We start from the raw sequence: 19,680 nt of genomic DNA, 5'->3' as shown, positions 1-19,680 counted from the left end.
TTGAGCCCGATCTCGTCTTCAAAGTCAAGCTTTTCTTGAGAATCTATCTTGATAAACGACAGCCAGATCTGGGACTAGAGTCAGGGGCGAAGCAAAACTTTCTGAAGAGAATCCTGATTGGATGAATGTTTTGGGGCGATCGCCCCTGACTGACCTATACTACCTGGCCGCTTAATTTTGCCAATTCGCCTGAGAATAGTTCTTGATAGCTCTTGACTGAATGAGAGCAATTGTCAACTATGATGAATAGCGTTTAAGCAGCATTTGGGAAGTAGGCAGGGGCTATGAGTCTTTCAGAGGTTTGCGCACAGCAGCACGATCGAGAGCAAGCCGCTCTGCGAAAGGTAATACTTTGGGGACTTCTGGGCTCTGTGGGGGTCCACTTGGTCGCATTTGCTCTCAGCTATCTGGGGATCTGGCAGCGACCCGTCACCGCCGAGATCACGCCTCTGGAGATCATCGTGGCGGAACCCACTGAGCCTGTGCTCCCCGAGCCTCCCCCAGAGGAACCCCTTGAGCCTGCCGAACTGGGCAGCGAGACTTTCGACCCTGAAGTTCCTAGCCTAGACGCAGCCCCAGCCTCAGACGCTAGTGCTGTCGCCCTTGACGCTGCTCCCGCCGCCGACATTGTGCCCGTGGCGACTTCAGAGCCTGCTGCCCCAGCTTCGGAGCCCGAAGCTGCCCCCCTCCCTGAGGAGCCAGAGGTTGCTGAAGCCCTCCCTGAGCCTCCTGTGCCGGAGGATGTAGCTGAACCGGCAGCCCCCGAGCCAGAACCCGTCGAAGAAATCGCTGAAGAAACGCCGCTCGAAGAGCCCGAGGCAGCAGCTGAAACTCAAGCGGCATCCGAGGTCACAGAGCCTCCCAAGCCAGAGCCCGAAGCCCCCAAAACGCCCGCAGCGCCCGCAGAGTCTCAACCAGAAGCGCCTGAAGAGCCTCGGGTTGCAGCGACAGCGCCTGACCCTTCCCAGCGCGATCGCCTGCGGTCGTTCTTGCGGGGATTGCGCGATCGCGAGACCAGCGCCGCTCGTCCTGGACCCGCTGCTCAAAGTGCCACTGCTCAAGGTTCAAGCACTGCTGCGAATGCCAGCCGCTCCGAAAGTGGGAATGGCCAAGGCGACGCTCCCGGAGGTTCCGGCACAGTGACCGCTGCAGGTTCCGGCACTCGCCCCGGCAACACAAACACTAGTTCGGGCAATGGCACTGGCGATCGCCCCAGCTCTGGTGCTGGCCAAGAAACTCGCGGGGGCGGTTCGCGGACCGTCGCTTGTGAAGACTGTGTCGAGCCAGAGTACCCCGAAAGCGCTGTCGAAGCAGGCATCGAAGGTCAGCCTCTCGTCAACGTCGAGATCAACGCGGATGGAAGCGTTCGCAGCGTTGTCCTGACCCGCTCCAGCGGCAATGCTGCTATCGATCGCGCCGCCATCGAAGCAGCCCAGCGATCGCGCTTTCAACCTGTCGAAGGTGGAGCCAGTGTCCCCATCGAGTACGACCTCAACATCGAGGGCTCTGAACGCAACCGCGCCGCCCGGGAGCGCGGTGAGCGCCGTTCTGTCGAGATCCCAACTCCGACCACTGCCGAGTCTGCGCCCCCAGAGCCCGCAGAAACCGCAACTGACCCAGCTCCCGAGCCAGTTGCACCGCCCAGCAATGATGCACCTGCGCCAGAAACACCGTCAGCCACGCCGACCCCAGAAACCACGCCGACCCCCGCAATTGAGGAACCGATACCTACCTCAGAGCCCAGCGAACCAGAGCCGATTCCACAACCTGAGCCGCAACCCGAACCGCTTCCAGAGGTCGAACCAGTACCTGAGTCAGAACCACTACTCCCCGAACCCATTCCTGAACCCATTCCTGAACCCATTCCTGAACCCATTCCTGAACCTATGCCCGAACCCGAACCGATTCCTGAGCCTCTACCAGAACCCGAGGCAATACCAGAAGAACCTGAGCCGGCTCCTGTCGAGGCATTTCCCGAGCCAGCGCTTCCAGAGGCTGATCTTCCCCCGTCTGAAGAGGTCTTATAGGTTATCTTCTCCCCTGACACTTCCGTGGCGAAAAATGCTTTTAGCTTATTGAATAGTCAATCTGCAAAGATTCACTTGTTCGTTTCGATAAGATTGACAATCCGATTAAGGATTTAATGCATCCTCGCTTTCATGGATTTGTGGATTGAGTGTTTAAGTGTTTGCGATCGAGTTGAGTTGTGGCTAGGGATGGGTTTTTATCGCATCCACTCTATCTCATCCCATCGCTCAATATCTCATCTTATTAATTCATTCAGTTCAATAATTTCTGCAATTTTTTCCAAATTAGGATGTCTGCGATTATGCCTCGAGCCAATTTCATGTTGTTCGTGGTGTTTTTCTAGCTCCGTTTTCAGCTCATCAAAGACAGCAGCAACGTGTTTTTGATTAGCGCTCAACCCATGAGTTCTCAGGAGAGTTTGAACAACAGGGAAAGAGATATACCACTTATCATTGAAAGCCCGCCCCTCTTGGCTGTTAAGAGAAATAAGAGCCTGGACTGCCCGTCGAATATGATGTAGAGCCTCCTTTTCTGGGATGCGTTTCTTTGGGGACTTTGGCGAATCAGAAACATCCACCGAAGATCGAGTTAAAGCAGGAGCGATCGCAGACTCAACCGGCCGCATCATCCGGTCGTCAACCGCTTGCTCTTGCTCCAGCTCTTGCTCTTGTCCTTGCTCCAGTTCTTGCTCTTTTTCATCCTGAAACGCATCCGTAAGCGATTCCGTTCCCAATAAGAGTTGTCTAAAAGCTTGAAGCTTCCTCCTTGCCTCATCGCACTCCTGCTTGAGCCGTTGGTTTTCAAGCCGTAGCGCCTCCCCTTGAGCAGAGACTTGTACCTGCCGTACCTGAGCGATCGCCTCATCTCGCTCCAGCTTCAGCGTTTCCACCAGTTGTTCCAGAGCTTCCATACGCTCTGTCAGCCAAGCGAGAGTTCGAGCCTGGTCCCTAATCGCAGCGATCGCCCCATCATCCGGGAGAAACTGAGACGTAGTCCTCGTGACAGCGTAGGATTGCCCCTGAGCAAGCTGCTCTAGTATTTGTCCCAGAGCAGCCTCATAGCTCAGTCCCCCCGCTCCTCCACGACCGCGGACCTGAATATTAAAAGAAGCTGCAACCGTTTTCAGAAGGTCAGGGTCAACAGAGAGCATCTTACGCCGATGTCGCACCTTAGGTTTAGCCTCCAAACGAGATGACATTTCTGTTGAAGATAGAGCATTAGCCCCTTCAGCCGCCGTAATTGGTTCATCCATCATCGTTGCTCCCTCTTCCGCCGCCGCTGCCTTCCGCCTCCTCAACACCTCCAGTACCTGGACATTGTGTTGTCCCAACTTGAGCCCTCGGCCATCCCTATCGGCCATAAAACCTGCCGTTCCACTTGCCTGGATCGCCCCCAGAAACGTCCCTTTCTCAACCTCAAGCGGACAGAACCAGTAAATAGCGATCGCCGAATACAACGCCCTCAAATCTGATACCGACTGCAGAAGCACCAAATCATCGAAAGTGCGCTCACACACCTTCCTAATCGCCGTACCCATCTCTTCTTCTGGCAGCGGCTCTAATTTCTGCCACCTCTGCCAAGCAGTGACCACCTGCCTAGCTCCCATGAGCGTTGGCACTTCCAGTCCATCAACCAGAATAGAGAACCCCGACTTCTCCTCCAACCGCTGCCCCATCAACGATTGAATCGTTCGGCCCGTCAGCAATATCAAACCCGTCACCGCCTCTGCCCACCCTTGAGCAAAGAGGAGTCGATCACCCGCACGGTAAATTAGAGCATTAACAGTTTCTAGCTTCAATGATTTGCTGGACACCGCCGCGCCATGGTCGTTCTGATTGGTTGCTTTTTCTGGTTGAAACACCTCTAACACCTCCACCCCTGGCAAACCCAACTTTACTCCTGACTCTCCAGCAACCCGATCTCGAATAAGATAATCATCATAGTTTTGTCGAGCTGAATAGTTTGGAATTTTCTGCCCATTAGTAGTCAATTTGAAATGCCCTTGGATTTCCGCCTTAAATCGATGATCGGGCACCCAATCAGGCTTGTAATAGTACGTAGCAATTTCCGCATACACCGCTCGAAACAAATGGGTATAGAGTCGTTTACCATCGTCTGTTTCCGCCTTCCGCCCTGGCACCAAATCAGCGAAGTGCTGACGACAAGCATGAGGCACCCCAGAGTATCGGGCATTAATGCGACGTTTGAGATGACTTTCTGGCAGATTAAGTGCCCTCAGATCTCTAATATTCCAAACCTCTTGCAGATGAGTGATAGCCTCCAGCACTCGATGAGCGGGAGCCAGTGTAGGAATTTCAAATTCAATTTCTATCTCGTCGCGGCGTTTGACTGCCGTGCAAAACAACAGACTGTAAGCAGTTTTTGATTTGAACTTAGAAATAAGAATTTCACTAATACGGCGACCGACCAATACTGCTAGCCCGGCCGCTACCTCGTTAGGTTTCTCACTACCTAGCAGCGCGATCGCCTTTTCTACTAATTCATTGGCTTGTTGAATAGAAAATAAATTATTGGCACGAGTATTGAGACGATTTGCCTGTTCATTATTTAACTGAGTGTAAACATCAGAAGGCAGCAGGATAAACGGAATAACTGGATGATTTGGGGTAAAAACTCTAAGAGCATTAGCGACATCGGTGCGCCGATTTTTCTGTTGCTCTGGCGTAGTAAGCTTTTTTTCTTCAAACAAGAGGTCAATTTGGTTTGCCCAGTTGGAAGCAGTTTCTTGCCATTCTGGAGATTCTGTAGTTAAGCTCCACACCTGAGGTAGTAAGTTTGTTAATGCTTGCTCAAGCCAGCATGTTTTTGCTTGGGCCGCTGCTTGACGGATAAGAAATGTATTCATAGAAAAAATAAACCTATTTCTATAAAAAATATCGATATGAAATAAATTTCTTATTTCATCTTCCTGATTTGTAAGCGATTACATAGATACGGTTTTATCTCTGACTTCATCTGAAGGAATTCACTCTTATTGTAGTTCTTTGCTCTAGTCTATTATATGTTGCTGCAAGTAAATACTACTGCTATAGTCCTTTCCAGGACGGCTTAAATAACTTATTTAATATTGATGTAAAATAAGTATAAAACTAGATCAATAAAATATTGAGATTTTTATTAATTGAGTTCTTTTTCTAATAAGTTTATTATCTGATAATAAACTTATTAGAAAAAGAACTCAATTAATAAAAATCTCAATATTTTATTGATCTAGTTTTATACTTATTTTACATCAATATTAAATAAGTTATTTAAGCCGTCCTGGAAAGGACTATAGCAGTAGTATTTACTTGCAGCAACATATAATAGACTAGAGCAAAGAACTACAATAAGAGTGAATTCCTTCAGATGAAGTCAGAGATAAAACCGTATCTATGTAATCGCTTACAAATCAGGAAGATGAAATAAGAAATTTATTTCATATCGATATTTTTTATAGAAATAGGTTTATTTTTTCTATGAATACATTTCTTATCCGTCAAGCAGCGGCCCAAGCAAAAACATGCTGGCTTGAGCAAGCATTAACAAACTTACTACCTCAGGTGTGGAGCTTAACTACAGAATCTCCAGAATGGCAAGAAACTGCTTCCAACTGGGCAAACCAAATTGACCTCTTGTTTGAAGAAAAAAAGCTTACTACGCCAGAGCAACAGAAAAATCGGCGCACCGATGTCGCTAATGCTCTTAGAGTTTTTACCCCAAATCATCCAGTTATTCCGTTTATCCTGCTGCCTTCTGATGTTTACACTCAGTTAAATAATGAACAGGCAAATCGTCTCAATACTCGTGCCAATAATTTATTTTCTATTCAACAAGCCAATGAATTAGTAGAAAAGGCGATCGCGCTGCTAGGTAGTGAGAAACCTAACGAGGTAGCGGCCGGGCTAGCAGTATTGGTCGGTCGCCGTATTAGTGAAATTCTTATTTCTAAGTTCAAATCAAAAACTGCTTACAGTCTGTTGTTTTGCACGGCAGTCAAACGCCGCGACGAGATAGAAATTGAATTTGAAATTCCTACACTGGCTCCCGCTCATCGAGTGCTGGAGGCTATCACTCATCTGCAAGAGGTTTGGAATATTAGAGATCTGAGGGCACTTAATCTGCCAGAAAGTCATCTCAAACGTCGCATTAATGCCCGATACTCTGGGGTGCCTCATGCTTGTCGTCAGCACTTCGCTGATTTGGTGCCAGGGCGGAAGGCGGAAACAGACGATGGTAAACGACTCTATACCCATTTGTTTCGAGCGGTGTATGCGGAAATTGCTACGTACTATTACAAGCCTGATTGGGTGCCCGATCATCGATTTAAGGCGGAAATCCAAGGGCATTTCAAATTGACTACTAATGGGCAGAAAATTCCAAACTATTCAGCTCGACAAAACTATGATGATTATCTTATTCGAGATCGGGTTGCTGGAGAGTCAGGAGTAAAGTTGGGTTTGCCAGGGGTGGAGGTGTTAGAGGTGTTTCAACCAGAAAAAGCAACCAATCAGAACGACCATGGCGCGGCGGTGTCCAGCAAATCATTGAAGCTAGAAACTGTTAATGCTCTAATTTACCGTGCGGGTGATCGACTCCTCTTTGCTCAAGGGTGGGCAGAGGCGGTGACGGGTTTGATATTGCTGACGGGCCGAACGATTCAATCGTTGATGGGGCAGCGGTTGGAGGAGAAGTCGGGGTTCTCTATTCTGGTTGATGGACTGGAAGTGCCAACGCTCATGGGAGCTAGGCAGGTGGTCACTGCTTGGCAGAGGTGGCAGAAATTAGAGCCGCTGCCAGAAGAAGAGATGGGTACGGCGATTAGGAAGGTGTGTGAGCGCACTTTCGATGATTTGGTGCTTCTGCAGTCGGTATCAGATTTGAGGGCGTTGTATTCGGCGATCGCTATTTACTGGTTCTGTCCGCTTGAGGTTGAGAAAGGGACGTTTCTGGGGGCGATCCAGGCAAGTGGAACGGCAGGTTTTATGGCCGATAGGGATGGCCGAGGGCTCAAGTTGGGACAACACAATGTCCAGGTACTGGAGGTGTTGAGGAGGCGGAAGGCAGCGGCGGCGGAAGAGGGAGCAACGATGATGGATGAACCAATTACGGCGGCTGAAGGGGCTAATGCTCTATCTTCAACAGAAATGTCATCTCGTTTGGAGGCTAAACCTAAGGTGCGACATCGGCGTAAGATGCTCTCTGTTGACCCTGACCTTCTGAAAACGGTTGCAGCTTCTTTTAATATTCAGGTCCGCGGTCGTGGAGGAGCGGGGGGACTGAGCTATGAGGCTGCTCTGGGACAAATACTAGAGCAGCTTGCTCAGGGGCAATCCTACGCTGTCACGAGGACTACGTCTCAGTTTCTCCCGGATGATGGGGCGATCGCTGCGATTAGGGACCAGGCTCGAACTCTCGCTTGGCTGACAGAGCGTATGGAAGCTCTGGAACAACTGGTGGAAACGCTGAAGCTGGAGCGAGATGAGGCGATCGCTCAGGTACGGCAGGTACAAGTCTCTGCTCAAGGGGAGGCGCTACGGCTTGAAAACCAACGGCTCAAGCAGGAGTGCGATGAGGCAAGGAGGAAGCTTCAAGCTTTTAGACAACTCTTATTGGGAACGGAATCGCTTACGGATGCGTTTCAGGATGAAAAAGAGCAAGAACTGGAGCAAGGACAAGAGCAAGAGCTGGAGCAAGAGCAAGCGGTTGACGACCGGATGATGCGGCCGGTTGAGTCTGCGATCGCTCCTGCTTTAACTCGATCTTCGGTGGATGTTTCTGATTCGCCAAAGTCCCCAAAGAAACGCATCCCAGAAAAGGAGGCTCTACATCATATTCGACGGGCAGTCCAGGCTCTTATTTCTCTTAACAGCCAAGAGGGGCGGGCTTTCAATGATAAGTGGTATATCTCTTTCCCTGTTGTTCAAACTCTCCTGAGAACTCATGGGTTGAGCGCTAATCAAAAACACGTTGCTGCTGTCTTTGATGAGCTGAAAACGGAGCTAGAAAAACACCACGAACAACATGAAATTGGCTCGAGGCATAATCGCAGACATCCTAATTTGGAAAAAATTGCAGAAATTATTGAACTGAATGAATTAATAAGATGAGATATTGAGCGATGGGATGAGATAGAGTGGATGCGATAAAAACCCATCCCTAGCCACAACTCAACTCGATCGCAAACACTTAAACACTCAATCCACAAATCCATGAAAGCGAGGATGCATTAAATCCTTAATCGGATTGTCAGATTTAAGATGCTCCTCGATAATTCGACTAACGTCGTCGATTGTTACGCGACAATACCATACTCGATCCGGCACCACTCGAACGTTCGGGCCCGCACTACATTGCCCCATGCAGTCACTCCCTTCAACTGTTACGTTTGGTAAGTCTACTGCATTAAAGGCTTCTAATATTTTATTGGCTCCGTTCCGTTCGCAAGAACGATATTGGCAAATGATTATGCTTCGCTTCTTCAATATGCTCACTTGCTGAATAACACTCTTGAATGAGATAAGATCAGCGCAATGGTGCCCGTTGATTAGTTAGAAATAGGAGCTAGGCGAAAAAAACGATCGACCAAACTGTTCATGGATTGTTGAAGCTGGCGTTTTCGTCGCCAAATTTGAAATGAGCGCTCAAATTCTTCTCCCTCATCTTGGGAAGCACGCCAGATATTTAAAGTTAGGCCCGCTCCCCACAGCAACAATAAAATCAATGACCAACTTAGGCCCCCACCGGTCGCCCAGTCCAGTAGGATCAAAAAGCTATTCACAATTAAAAATTTGAATAATTTCTGACGCGATCGCCTCTTCTGATAGGTTTTGAACATCCCTCGTTCTGAAAGCAGCTGTTGCTCAGCAAGCCACTCTCGCTCTGCTTGATATAAAATCTCTGATGAGATACCCAAGTCTTCGGCAATTTCTTGAAGCTGAGAACGCGTAAACTCTCCACTCATCGCCTGACGAGTGATCGCAATCTGTAGAATTGCTTGAAGATCTTCCTGACGGTAGGTATCGTGTAGCACAGGACAGCAGCTCCCAAGACTTGAGTCAGAATCTTACTAAGGGCAACAGCATAAGCAGCGCTGCCCTTAGGTAAGCATCTAAGTCGAGTGTAGCTCACAGCATTCGAGTTGGTCGCAAAGCTGCAAGGACGGATAACCGACCCTAGCGACGAGCTACTCCGTCTTGGCGAGCAGCGTGCTGGACAGCCGCTGCCACTGCGGTTGCCACGCGCTCATCAAAGACTGAAGGAATAATATGCTCGCGGTCTAAGTCAGAAGGCTTGACCAATGAAGCGATCGCCGACGCTGCCTCCAGGTACATGTTGGTTGTCATTTCCGTGGCATAGCAGTCTAGCGCTCCTCGGAAAATTCCTGGGAAAGCCAGCACATTGTTGATTTGATTGGGATAGTCGCTGCGGCCTGTCGCCATAACCGCAACTTCATTGGCAATCAGCTCAGGCTGGATCTCAGGGATTGGGTTAGCCATCGCAAACACAATCGGATCTCTAGCCATCGAGCGCACCATTTCTGGCGTCACCACACCTGGAACGCTCACCCCCAAGAAAACATCTGCGCCTTTCATTGCATCGGCCAAACCGCCTTGAGCTTCGACGGCAAACTCACGCTTTTGCTCTGTGAGGTCTGATCGGCTGTGAGACAGGATTCCCTTGGAGTCGCAGATCCAGATGGTCTGGGCACCAGCTTTGCGAAGGAGACGCGCGATCGCTACCCCTGCTGCTCCAGCACCATTGATGACAATGCGTACTTCAGTCAGGGACTTATCAACTAGTTTCAAGGCATTCATGAGTGCCGCTAGGGAAACAATCGCCGTCCCGTGCTGATCATCGTGAAAGACAGGGATGTTGAGCTCCTGGCGCAGTCGAGCCTCAATCTCAAAACAACGTGGGGCCGCAATGTCTTCTAGGTTTACTCCCCCAAACACAGGCGCGATACGCTTGACAGTCTCAACGATCTCATCTGTGTCTTGCGTAGCCAAGCAAACGGGAAAGGCATCGACTCCCCCAAATTCCTTGAACAGCATCGCTTTGCCCTCCATCACCGGGAGAGCAGCCTCTGGCCCTAGATTGCCAAGTCCTAGCACTGCGCTGCCATCCGTGACAATCGCAACCATATTTTGCTTGACTGTCAAGCGATAGACCTGTTCTGGGTCCTCTGCGATCGCCGTACAAATACGGCCCACCCCCGGCGTGTAGGCCATCGCCAAATCTGACTGACGATGGAGCGATAGTTTACTTTGAATCGCAATCTTGCCCCCCCGGTGCAAGCTAAACGTCCGGTCAGACACGCTCAGCACTTTAATGTCTGGCACTCCCTTGACCGCCGCCACAATCTGCTCGGCGTGCTCAACACTCGCAGCGTCCACAGAAATATCTCGGATAGATACATGGCGCGTTCGCTCAAGCAGTTCAACTTGGTCCAGATTGCCCCGAGCCTCGCCAATAGCTGTCATCACACTCGCCAGCATTCCGGCACGGTTGGGCAATTGCACGCGAATCGACAAACTGTAACTAGGGTTTGGGGTGAGTTCTGTCATTGCTTATTGCTAATTTCTCAGTCGTGAATCTAGGGGATGCAGACTTCTCTTTTTAAGAGCAAGAGCGCATCGCAGCCGCCGATCGACAGCTAGGGTGGGTTTGAAGTGAAACCTAAGATGATACACCGTTAGGGCGTCCTGCAAAACAATTACCCTTCAACTTCAGCAACCTGGGCCAGCGATAAGTCATCGTATCCAGATGGCCTAAAGCTGACACAACCGCAAACTCGCCGAGATTTATTCCGGGGTGCAGTCCATAGCCAACAATCAAGACAATTCGAGACTCATCCAAGACTCAAATCAAGTCTCACTTGAAACACATGAGACAATCAGAACATTCACTTAAATTCATCAAGAGTTTTTCACGAGGACTAGGGCCAGTACATTCTGTACAGAATCTTTTGGGCAAGAGAAGTAGGCAAATGACTGCGTGATCATAAGGTCTTGATGAAGATTTGGTGAAAAGATCCCTACAGAAAAGGGCAACAGGTGATTTCAGGTTCTAGCTTGGGCAAAATATTAGTGGCACGTAGAATACTTATCCCTATAATTCGAGTCTAGTCACTGTGAAGAACGCGCTCTCAACCACTCTACGAACCGCTTTGCTGACAGCTAGTCTTGTGTTGGCTGCATCAACCTCAGCAAAAGCAGATACTTTAGTGATCGATCTGACCGATCAAACAAATTCGAATACTCAAGATTACCCTTCGGTGCGAGTCACGCTCGACGATACCCGTAATCCAGGCGCGATTACGGTAAAAGTCGATGTGGTGCCTGGACCAACAGGATATATTGGCGATTTACGAGGCGTATACCTCAATCTTCCTGGCATCAGCGGCCTATCGATTAATCCTTTCGCCGGTGGCCCTTTGACAGCTATTTCGACAAACGGGGACTTTGGAAACTTTAGTAATAGTGCTGACCTACGGGGTATTCGCCAAGCTTTCAATGTAGGAGCAGAAATTGGCCGACAAGGCATTGCAGGGGGAGATGACTTTCAAACTGTAACCTTTACAATTTCTGGTCCCAATCTAGACTTGAGTGATTTTACGTCACAGAGCGTGGGCGTCCGCATGATGAGCGTGGGTTCTCCTATGGGTGACCGTGGGCTCAGCAGCAAGACGCTAGGAACTGCACCTTCGACAGTGACCGTTTCTAATCCGCCAGTTGTGCCGCCGATTGATCCGATTGAGGATATTGGGGGTGATGATCCGGTTTCAGTCCCTGAGCCAACAACTTTGGCAGGTCTGGGCTTGGTGGCTGCGGCTTTGGGAGTATCCCGCTACCGCAAGACTCAGAAAAGAGTCTAGGGAGTAGAGCGCAGAGATAAGAATCTCGCCAGATTCTTTTTCATTTAAATTACGATTTTCCCTCTTTTATTGTTTTTCTGATCAAGCTCGGACAAACAATGAAAGAGGGATTTTTTTAGGGATGATTGAACAGTGTACAAGGCTCTATAGCTAGGTCAAGTTTTGTCCGGCCCAGGCGATCGCTTGAGCAATCAGTAGATTTTTTCCAAGGCATACGAAATTAGAATTCATCTGAATGTTTCAATCAGATAGGTTGCCTCTGAAAATTCTTTGCGATCGAATTTTCGTAGTCTCTGGTTACGTTGAGCAGCGGAACTAGATAGGCATCTTGGATAGTTTCAATCAGGAGTGTTGACGATGCCCCCTCGTCTTCTGGATGTGTCATGGTGTGTACTGCTGCTGGGAAGTGCTGGATTGCTGCTGCCGGCTGAGGCATCGGCGCAGCGGACTGAGGCTTCGAGACATTGGATCGCTCAGGTGGAGATCTCCTCCTCTCTAGAGACAGGCTTTGCGCACCTGTATCGCGGGGAGCTAGCAGAAGCACGGCGCGGCTTTGAGCAGGTGCGGGCAGCGGCGAAACGCGGCGGCGATCGCTCTCTGGAGGCCGCAGCGCTGTTAGGGTTGTCGCAGGCGATCGTGTGGCAGGGAGACTATGGAGAGGCGCTGGCGCTAGCCCAGAAGGGGTTGGCGATCTACGAGGACTTGGGAGATGAGGAGGGCGTGGCGGAGGCCCAGCAGTGGGTAGCGGAGGCCTATCTGAGCCAAGACCAGATCCCGGAGGCGATCGCGGCGATCGAGCCTTCTCTGGCGGTGTGGCAAGCGCGGGGCGATCGCCTGCGAGAAGGGCGAGTTCAAGGTTGGCTGGGCGTGGCCCAAGTCAAGCAAGGCGATCCTAAAGAAGCCCTAGAGACTTTGCGAGGGGCGATCGCGCAGCTAGAGGCGCTGGAGATGTCGCCGGAGCAGGTACCCGAGCGGCAATACTATTTGGCGATTGCCTATATGTGGCAGACCAGCGCCTACTCTCAGCTTCAGGCTGCGACCGAGGCCAAGGCCTCTTTGGCGAAAACCCAAGCACTGGCCCAAGAACTCAACCACGCTCCTTTGATGGCTTCGGGTTTTCTCCTAGAGGGGATTTTGACCGAGGCATCCGATCCTGCGATCGCCCTAGAGGCTTACCAAAAAGGATTAGTCCTGGCGGAAACCCTGGACGATCGGCGCACCGAAGCAACGCTGCTGCGATCGATTGGCCGCTTGCACTCTTTCCAAAAGCGCTACGATGAGGCGATCGCCGCTTTGGAGCGATCGCTGACGGCGTGGCAGCAGTTCGACGATCCGGCCACCTCCAAAGACATTGCTTGGCTGAGCTTTAATCTAGGCAGCGCTTATTCCAGTGCAGAACGCTATCCGGAGGCGATCGCCGCCTTTCAGCAGGCAGAGGCAACATTTCGGGCGGTGGGCGATCGCGCAGCCCAGGCAGAAGTGCTGAGTCTGTGGGGATATGCGCTGATCTGGGATGGGCAGTTCGCAGCAGGGCGAGAGCGCTTTCACCAGTATCAGGCCGCAGTAACAGCGTTAGAGGATACCAAGCAACAAGCTCAAGCATCACTGAGCATCGGGCAGTCCTATGTTACCGAAGCCCAAAGTTTATTTAAGCGAGGACAATTTTTAGAGGCGATCGAAGTCCATAACCAAGCTTTGCCGTACCTCCAAGAGGCTCTGCTTCAGGCTCAAAAAAACAATCAAAAAGACCTCGCATACTCTGCCATCATAGGGATAAGCCACACCTACACGGCTCAGGGACATGCCTGGAGTACCCAAAGCCTGCATGAAAAATCGCTGCAAGCCTTTCAGGCGTCGATCAGATTTTTGGAAGCCAACGAGGAGTGGTTTCCGGCTGAGGAACTGCCCGCCTACAAGCAGACAATTTTGGGCAGCTTGGCCAGCTCCTATCGAGATAATGAGCGTCAGGAAGAGGCCCTGAAAGTCTATCAAGAATTTCTGGCGATCGCGGAGCAGCAAGGCGATCGCGCAGGAGAATTTGCGGCTCGCATGTTCATCTCAGATGTCTATCGCGAGCTAAATCAAGTGGACAAGGCCCTTGAGATTGCTCAGTCGCTTCTACCGTTTCAAGATCGCTACATTCAAGACAATAAGCAGAAAAGTCTCCTCCTCAATCGGGTGGGGTTATTGCTGACGGCGTCTAATCGCCATGATGAGGCGATCGCGTCATTCCAAGAAGCCTTAGAGCTCGCCCGAGGCAGCGATTTGATGCTTGAAATTGCCTCCCTTCAGAATATCGGCAACGTCTACACCTATCGAGAGCTTCATCTTCAGGCCTTAGAGACCTATTTAGAAGTACTAGAGCTCAACCGTAAACGAACTGAACTCATTCAAGACGGAGATCCAGATGCTTTAGTCGCTCTCTGTACTGGTTTCTCTGTAGATGGGTATGGCCGCAAATCCTGCTTGAGCTCAGTTCGCTATGCAGAAAGCATACTGCTGAATAATGTTGCGCTTGTCTATCATGACGTTGGCGAATATGCCAATGCGATCCGCGCCTACGAAGAATCTCTTGCGATCGCGCGCGAGCAGGCCGATCGACGCAACCAAGCTAAAACTCTCCAAAATTTGGGGGCAGTGTATCTCGATATGGGCCAGTATGAGCAGGCTCTATCGCTCACCCATGAGTCTATAAGTCTGGCAAAGGCAGTCGGAGATCAAGCGCAGCAGGCCCATAGCCTCAACGCTCTAGGGCAAATTTATAGCGATCGCGGCCAGTATCCTCAAGGCATCCAGGCCTATACTCAGGCACTAGACCTAGCTCGCAGCATTCCGGTAAAACGCCTAGAAACATCTATTTTAGGAAACTGGGCAATCGTGCTCCATAACCAGGGAGACCTACAAAGGGCTCTAGAGCTTCATCAACAAGCCCAGGGCTTGGCTCAAGAGGCTGGACAAAGCTTGGCTACTCCCCTCAACAATATAGGCTTAATTTATTCTGACCAAGGACGTACGGAAGACGCGCAGACAAAGCTTCAACAATCTCTAGAAATTGCTCAGGCTAATGGCCAAAAAGGAGGAGAGGCCGTTGCGCTGGGAAATCTTGCCTCCCTTTATGCGGCTCAGGCGCAGTATGCTCGAGCGCTGAAGCTACAACAGGAAGCCTTGGAGATTCATCGATCGGTGGGCGCTGTTTCACAAGAGATTGGGGATCAGCTCAGTCTCTCGTTTCTCTATCGCTCCTTGGGGCAGTACGATCGCGCCTTGGACTACGCCAATCAAGCTCTCACCCTCAGCCAAAAGATTAAAAATCAGCGTAAGGAGATCCAGAGTTTAGCTACTTTGGGATCAATCGCCTTGAATCAAGAGCGCTATGACGATGCGATGGGCTACTATCAGCAGGCGCTGCGCTATAGCCAGAGCGCAGGAGAGATCGCCAATGAAAGTCGGACGTTGCGCGTTATTGCCCATATTAATCAGAAGCAGAAACGTCCCGAAAAAGCATTGCCGCTGTTGCAAGAGGCGCTGGCCATTCAAGAAAAAATTGGATTGCGATCGGATATCCAAGAGACACTCTATATTTTTGGGCTGACCTATCAAGATCTCGACCAGCCTGCAAAAGCCCAGGAAGCGCTGCGGCAGTCGGTGGCGATCGCCCGTGAGCTCAAGGAAACTGGCTATGAAGCCAGATCGCTTTCTTCGCTGGGAAATCTCGTAGCGCCAGATCAGCCGGAGGTGGCGATCGCCTTTCTCAAGACCTCGGTGAATCTCACCGAGCAGATCCGCAAAGATCTGCGCAGTCTCTCCCACGAGGAGCAAGAGTCTTTTACACAGACCGTGAGCGATCGTTATCGGTCCCTCGCAGATCTGCTGATTACCCAGGGGCGTCTGGGAGAAGCGCAGCAGGTCTTGGAGCTGCTGAAGCTAGAGGAATTGCGAGAATTTTCTCGGGATACTCGGGCAACCTGGACCAGCGAAGGGATTCAGATGACGCCCCTCGAACAAGAGATCGTGAGCGACCACGGCAGCTTGGTGGCGCTGGGCCAGAAGATCTATACCTGTGAACAAAGCCAGTGCGACACCCTCAAAGATCTCTATCGACAGCAAGAATCTCTAGTCGCTCAGTATAACGAGCAGGTTAAAGCCTTCGAAGCAAAGGTGAGAGACAATCGCTATCGCGATCAGTATTTCAATGATCCGAGCTATCTCAGTGATGCAGCGCGAGATATTGTCGAGGCGCAGCCAGGAACCCTGCTAATTTATCCTTTCGTGACCGAAGATCGGCTGTGGCTGCTGTGGACCGGTGCTGGAGGCGTAGTCGGCCAGATCGAGGTGCCCGTGAGCCAAGAGGAGCTTGGTCAGACGGTGCTAGCGTTCCGAGAGCTGATTCAAGCGGGGCAAGCGTCGTCGCTGCCAGAGCTTCAGGCCAAGGGACAGCAGCTCTATGGGTGGCTAATAGAGCCCCTAGCGAAGGAAATCCAGCAAAACCAAATTCAGCACTTGGTGTTTGCTCAGGACCGGGTGACGCGCTATCTGCCGATGGCGGCGCTGTACGATGGCGATCGCTACCTGATCGAGGACTACGCCGTGAGTACGGTCCTCTCAGCAGAGCTCACAGATACGCGCGATCGCCTGAGCGCTGAGCCACCGTCGGTGCTGGGACTGGGCCTGTCGCAAGCAGTCTCGGGCTTCAATCCGCTGCCCCATGTTATGAGTGAACTGAAGGGCGTGATCCGACAAGATCCGGCAGATGTCCAAGGGATCTATCCGGGTGAGATCTTTTTGAATCAGGCCTTTGACTTTGAGACAATGCGCGATCGCGCCAGCGATCACCGGGTTCTCCACATTGCCACCCACGCGAAGTTTGAACCCGGCGCGCCAGAAGCCTCCTATCTGCTCCTGGGCAATGGCGATCCGCTAAAAATTACCGATATCAACACCATTGGCCGTCAGCTGAGAGATGTGCACCTCGTGGTGCTCTCGGCCTGTGAGACGGCACTGGGAGGACCTGCCGCAGACGGCACCGAGATCGCAGGCATCAGCGCCTATTTCCTGGAAAAGGGCCGCGCCAAGTCTGTGATGGCATCGCTGTGGGCAGTGAATGATGCCAGTACCAGTCTGCTAATGCAGCTTTTTTATGACCGCCTCGCGCAGCCTGCGGGCGCAGAGACGATGACAAAAGCGGAGGCCCTGCGGCAGGCTCAGCTTTCTCTGTTGCGCAGTGACTCGGCGCTGGTGACAGCAGCGAAGCGATCGAGTCTACAAGTCCAGGCGCGCGACGCGTCAGAGGCTCCCAAACTCTCATCGTTTCAGCATCCCTATTACTGGGCGCCTTTCACGCTCATTGGCAATAGTTTCTGATTGCCTCTCTCTCTGCCTTTATGACAAAGAGAGAGCCCGCGTCCTCGCGCCCTTACTTGCCTCCTTAAAGGAATGTGTGGAGGGAAAAGATCCGGCGATCGCAGCGTGTACCTTGAGGGGGAGTGCACTCTGCTTAAGAAGAATTTTTCGGCCATTTTGGGCTATTTTTTGAAATTTTCATTGTTTTCCTCCTATCTATGAAACGCCGTCATTTTTTGCAGTTTTCAGGTTCAGCCTTGGCGGCCCTGGGGCTGAGCCAGGGACAGTTTTCGCGGCAGGCGATGCAGTATGGGCGCGTCTTGGCCCAGGATACGCCCCGCAAGCGCGCCTTGTTGATTGGCATCAATGCGTATCCAGAGCCCACCACGAGTCTCCATGGCTGCCTGACCGACGTTGACTTGCAGCGGGAGTTACTAATTCATCGCTTTGGCTTCAATCCCAGCGATATTATCGAGCTCTCCGATCGCACCCCGGATAAGCCGACCCGCGCCAATATTCTCAAAGCCTTTGAGGAAGAGTTGATCGCCGGGACCAAAGCAGGAGATGTGGTCGTGGTGCACTACTCCGGCCACGGTTCAAGAATGATCGACCTTCGGCCCTTGCGATCGGATGGGCTGGTGGGCACGATTTTGCCAGGTGATCTGCTAGGACCTGGGGGAAAAGGGGAGGCGCCAGACATCAGCGAGCGATCGCTCTTTCTCCTTTCCAGGCTGATTCCGACGGAGGCGCTGACCGTAGTCCTCGACTGCTGCTTCTCGGGGTCGAGCACGCGGGGAAATGCCCTGGTGCGCTCAGAAAGTGGCCACTTTAGCCGGACAGGTTTCTCGACGCCCCTCAGCGCGGCGGAACTGGCCGACCAGGAGCGCTGGCTGGCCCGGCTCAATCTCTCCGTTGAGGAGTTTGAGGCGTTGCGGGCGAAGGGAATAGCCAAGGGGGTTGCGATCGGCTCGGCCCTGGGCAGCCAGACGGCTTTAGAGATTCCCATGGATGGCTTTAGTGCGGGGGCCTTTACCTATCTGCTGACGCGCTATCTGTGGCAAGCGGCGGGAGGGGTATCGGCAGCCGAGCTCTACGAAGCGTTGCGGCTAAATACGACGGCCCTAGCAGCGCGGCGGGGTGCGGCCCAGCCGCCTAGCTTGGGGACACAGCCGCAGCAAAACCAGGACCGGCCAGTCTACTTTTCGCCCTTGGCGGGGCGATCGGCGGAGGCGGTGGTGACTGAGCAGGCAGGAGAGACGGTGCAGTTCTGGCTGGGGGGCGTTTCGCCCCAGAGACTGCCGACAGCAACCACCCGGTTTAGCGCGGTGGATGACCAGGGTCAGCCGGTGGGAGAGGTCCAGTGTCTGGAGCGCGAGGGGCTGCGGGGCGCTGGCCGCTGGGTGAAGGGCGATCGCGCGCTGCTGCGTCCTGGGCTGCGGTTGCGGGAGCAGATCATCGCGTTGCCGACCCGTCCGAAGCTGCGCCTGGGAATTGATGAGTCGCTCCAGGACGATCGGGCGGAGCTCGAGGCGGCGATCGCGGAGCTGCCGATGGTAGAGCTGGTCCCCACAACCGATCGAACGCCCCTCGATGGCTTCCTGGGGCGCCTGACGGCCGAAATGCAGTTTCAGCTCCAGGTGCAGGAGCTGCCGACCCTACCCTCGGTGAACAGTATCGGCTTGTTTGGGCCGACCCTCAGCCCGCTGACCGAGGGGTTTGGGCCGCCCGAGGAGTCGCCAACCCAGGCCGTCGCGCGGCTGCGGCCTCGCCTGGTGTCCCTGCTGGTGGACCGGATCTTGCAGCAGCTGGAGACGGGGGCAGTATCACCGCTGCGGGTGAGCGCTCGCGTGCGCGATCGCGATTCTGGGCAGGTGATTCGGGCCGTGGCGACGCGCGGCGCCCAGGAAGCGGGGTCGCGGGTGGGGGGCGATCGCGAATCTCGCACAGCTAGCATTGGTCGCTCGATCGAGATCGAGCTGATCAATGGCGAGCCGGAAAACCTGTACATGGGGGCGATCGCCATCGGCACCACCGGCGACATTACCGTGCTGCATCCCGTCACCTGGGACGCGCCGGACGATGCCACCCTAGTGCGCCAAAACAGCAGCCAGGTGATCCCCCGCCCCGAGGACGGCGTGAACCTGCTCACCCAGGGACCACCCGGGTCCCTGGAGGTGATGATCTTTGCGAGCCGACAGCCCCTGGACAGCTTTTTCCAGGGGTTGCAGCGAGTGGCAGGCCAGCAGAAAACGCGCCGGGGATTTTTGCCCCTCAGGGGCGAGGAGTCCCTAGACATGCTCGAGAATCTGCTCCGCGATCTCGATTCCCCTCGAAGCGCTGGGGCGGGAAGTGCAGCGTCACGGCCCACTTCCACCGTGGACACGGCGGCGTTTGTCGCCCTGTCGGCCCTATGGGAGATCGGGTAGGGACCGCGA

General features: G+C 52.6%; 8 protein-coding genes. 5 read left to right on the top strand and 3 right to left on the bottom strand.

Annotated features, from left to right (window positions below; translation table 11 throughout):
* The first annotated feature begins 383 nt into the window (after positions 1-383).
* Entirely contained in the window at positions 384-2,027 is a 1,644-nt protein-coding gene (locus GEI7407_RS08805; protein ID WP_150109752.1) for a TonB family protein, read from the top strand.
* 236 nt (positions 2,028-2,263) lie between these two features.
* Here the strand turns inward: GEI7407_RS08805 and GEI7407_RS21865 are convergent, their stop codons facing one another.
* Positions 2,264-4,894 carry a protelomerase family protein gene (locus GEI7407_RS21865; RefSeq protein ID WP_015171793.1) on the bottom strand — a complete coding sequence of 877 codons (2,631 nt, stop codon included), beginning with the start codon at positions 4,892-4,894 and terminating at the stop codon, positions 2,264-2,266.
* 613 nt (positions 4,895-5,507) lie between these two features.
* On the opposite strand from GEI7407_RS21865, the gene GEI7407_RS21860 reads away from it, so the two are divergent.
* The gene (locus GEI7407_RS21860) at positions 5,508-8,138 is read left to right on the top strand and encodes a protelomerase family protein (protein WP_015171793.1); all 2,631 of its coding nucleotides are present in this window, start codon (positions 5,508-5,510) and stop codon (positions 8,136-8,138) included.
* Between the two features lie 437 nt (positions 8,139-8,575).
* On the opposite strand, the gene GEI7407_RS08780 is transcribed toward GEI7407_RS21860, so the two are convergent.
* Together GEI7407_RS08780 and GEI7407_RS08775 are read right to left on the bottom strand one after the other, a co-directional pair.
* Positions 8,576-9,061: a 2TM domain-containing protein gene (locus GEI7407_RS08780; protein WP_015171791.1), complete on the bottom strand. Its 486-nt coding sequence runs from the start codon at positions 9,059-9,061 to the stop codon at positions 8,576-8,578.
* Positions 9,062-9,203: 142 nt separating this feature from the next.
* On the bottom strand, positions 9,204-10,595 hold the full coding sequence (locus GEI7407_RS08775; RefSeq protein ID WP_015171790.1) for a malic enzyme-like NAD(P)-binding protein: 1,392 nt from the start codon (positions 10,593-10,595) through the stop codon (positions 9,204-9,206).
* A 602-nt stretch (positions 10,596-11,197) separates the two neighbouring features.
* Between GEI7407_RS08775 and GEI7407_RS21595 the strand changes: the two genes are divergently transcribed.
* The 3 genes from GEI7407_RS21595 (at position 11,198) to GEI7407_RS08765 (ending at position 19,671) form a co-directional block, all read left to right on the top strand.
* Positions 11,198-11,905: a PEP-CTERM sorting domain-containing protein gene (locus GEI7407_RS21595; RefSeq protein WP_223294505.1), complete on the top strand. Its 708-nt coding sequence runs from the start codon at positions 11,198-11,200 to the stop codon at positions 11,903-11,905.
* A 357-nt stretch (positions 11,906-12,262) separates the two neighbouring features.
* Positions 12,263-17,266, top strand: a complete 5,004-nt coding sequence (locus tag GEI7407_RS08770) for a tetratricopeptide repeat protein (protein ID WP_015171788.1) — start codon at positions 12,263-12,265, stop codon at positions 17,264-17,266.
* A gap of 197 nt (positions 17,267-17,463) precedes the next feature.
* On the top strand, positions 17,464-19,671 hold the full coding sequence (locus GEI7407_RS08765) for a caspase family protein (RefSeq protein ID WP_015171787.1): 2,208 nt from the start codon (positions 17,464-17,466) through the stop codon (positions 19,669-19,671).
* The last annotated feature ends 9 nt before the right edge of the window (positions 19,672-19,680 follow it).

It is taken from the genome of Geitlerinema sp. PCC 7407, assembly GCF_000317045.1.
Lineage (GTDB): Bacteria > Cyanobacteriota > Cyanobacteriia > PCC-7407 > PCC-7407 > PCC-7407.
The sequence above is the reverse complement of the archived record's forward strand: the minus strand, read 5'-3'. Positions and strand labels throughout refer to the sequence as shown.

Coding starts and splice junctions, on each gene's coding strand:
- GEI7407_RS21865 (WP_015171793.1), bottom strand. CDS start 4,894: ATGAATACATTTCTTATCCGTCAAGCAGCGGCCCAAGCAAAAACATGC.
- GEI7407_RS21860 (WP_015171793.1), top strand. CDS start 5,508: ATGAATACATTTCTTATCCGTCAAGCAGCGGCCCAAGCAAAAACATGC.
- GEI7407_RS08775 (WP_015171790.1), bottom strand. CDS start 10,595: ATGACAGAACTCACCCCAAACCCTAGTTACAGTTTGTCGATTCGCGTG.
- GEI7407_RS08770 (WP_015171788.1), top strand. CDS start 12,263: ATGCCCCCTCGTCTTCTGGATGTGTCATGGTGTGTACTGCTGCTGGGA.
- GEI7407_RS08765 (WP_015171787.1), top strand. CDS start 17,464: ATGAAACGCCGTCATTTTTTGCAGTTTTCAGGTTCAGCCTTGGCGGCC.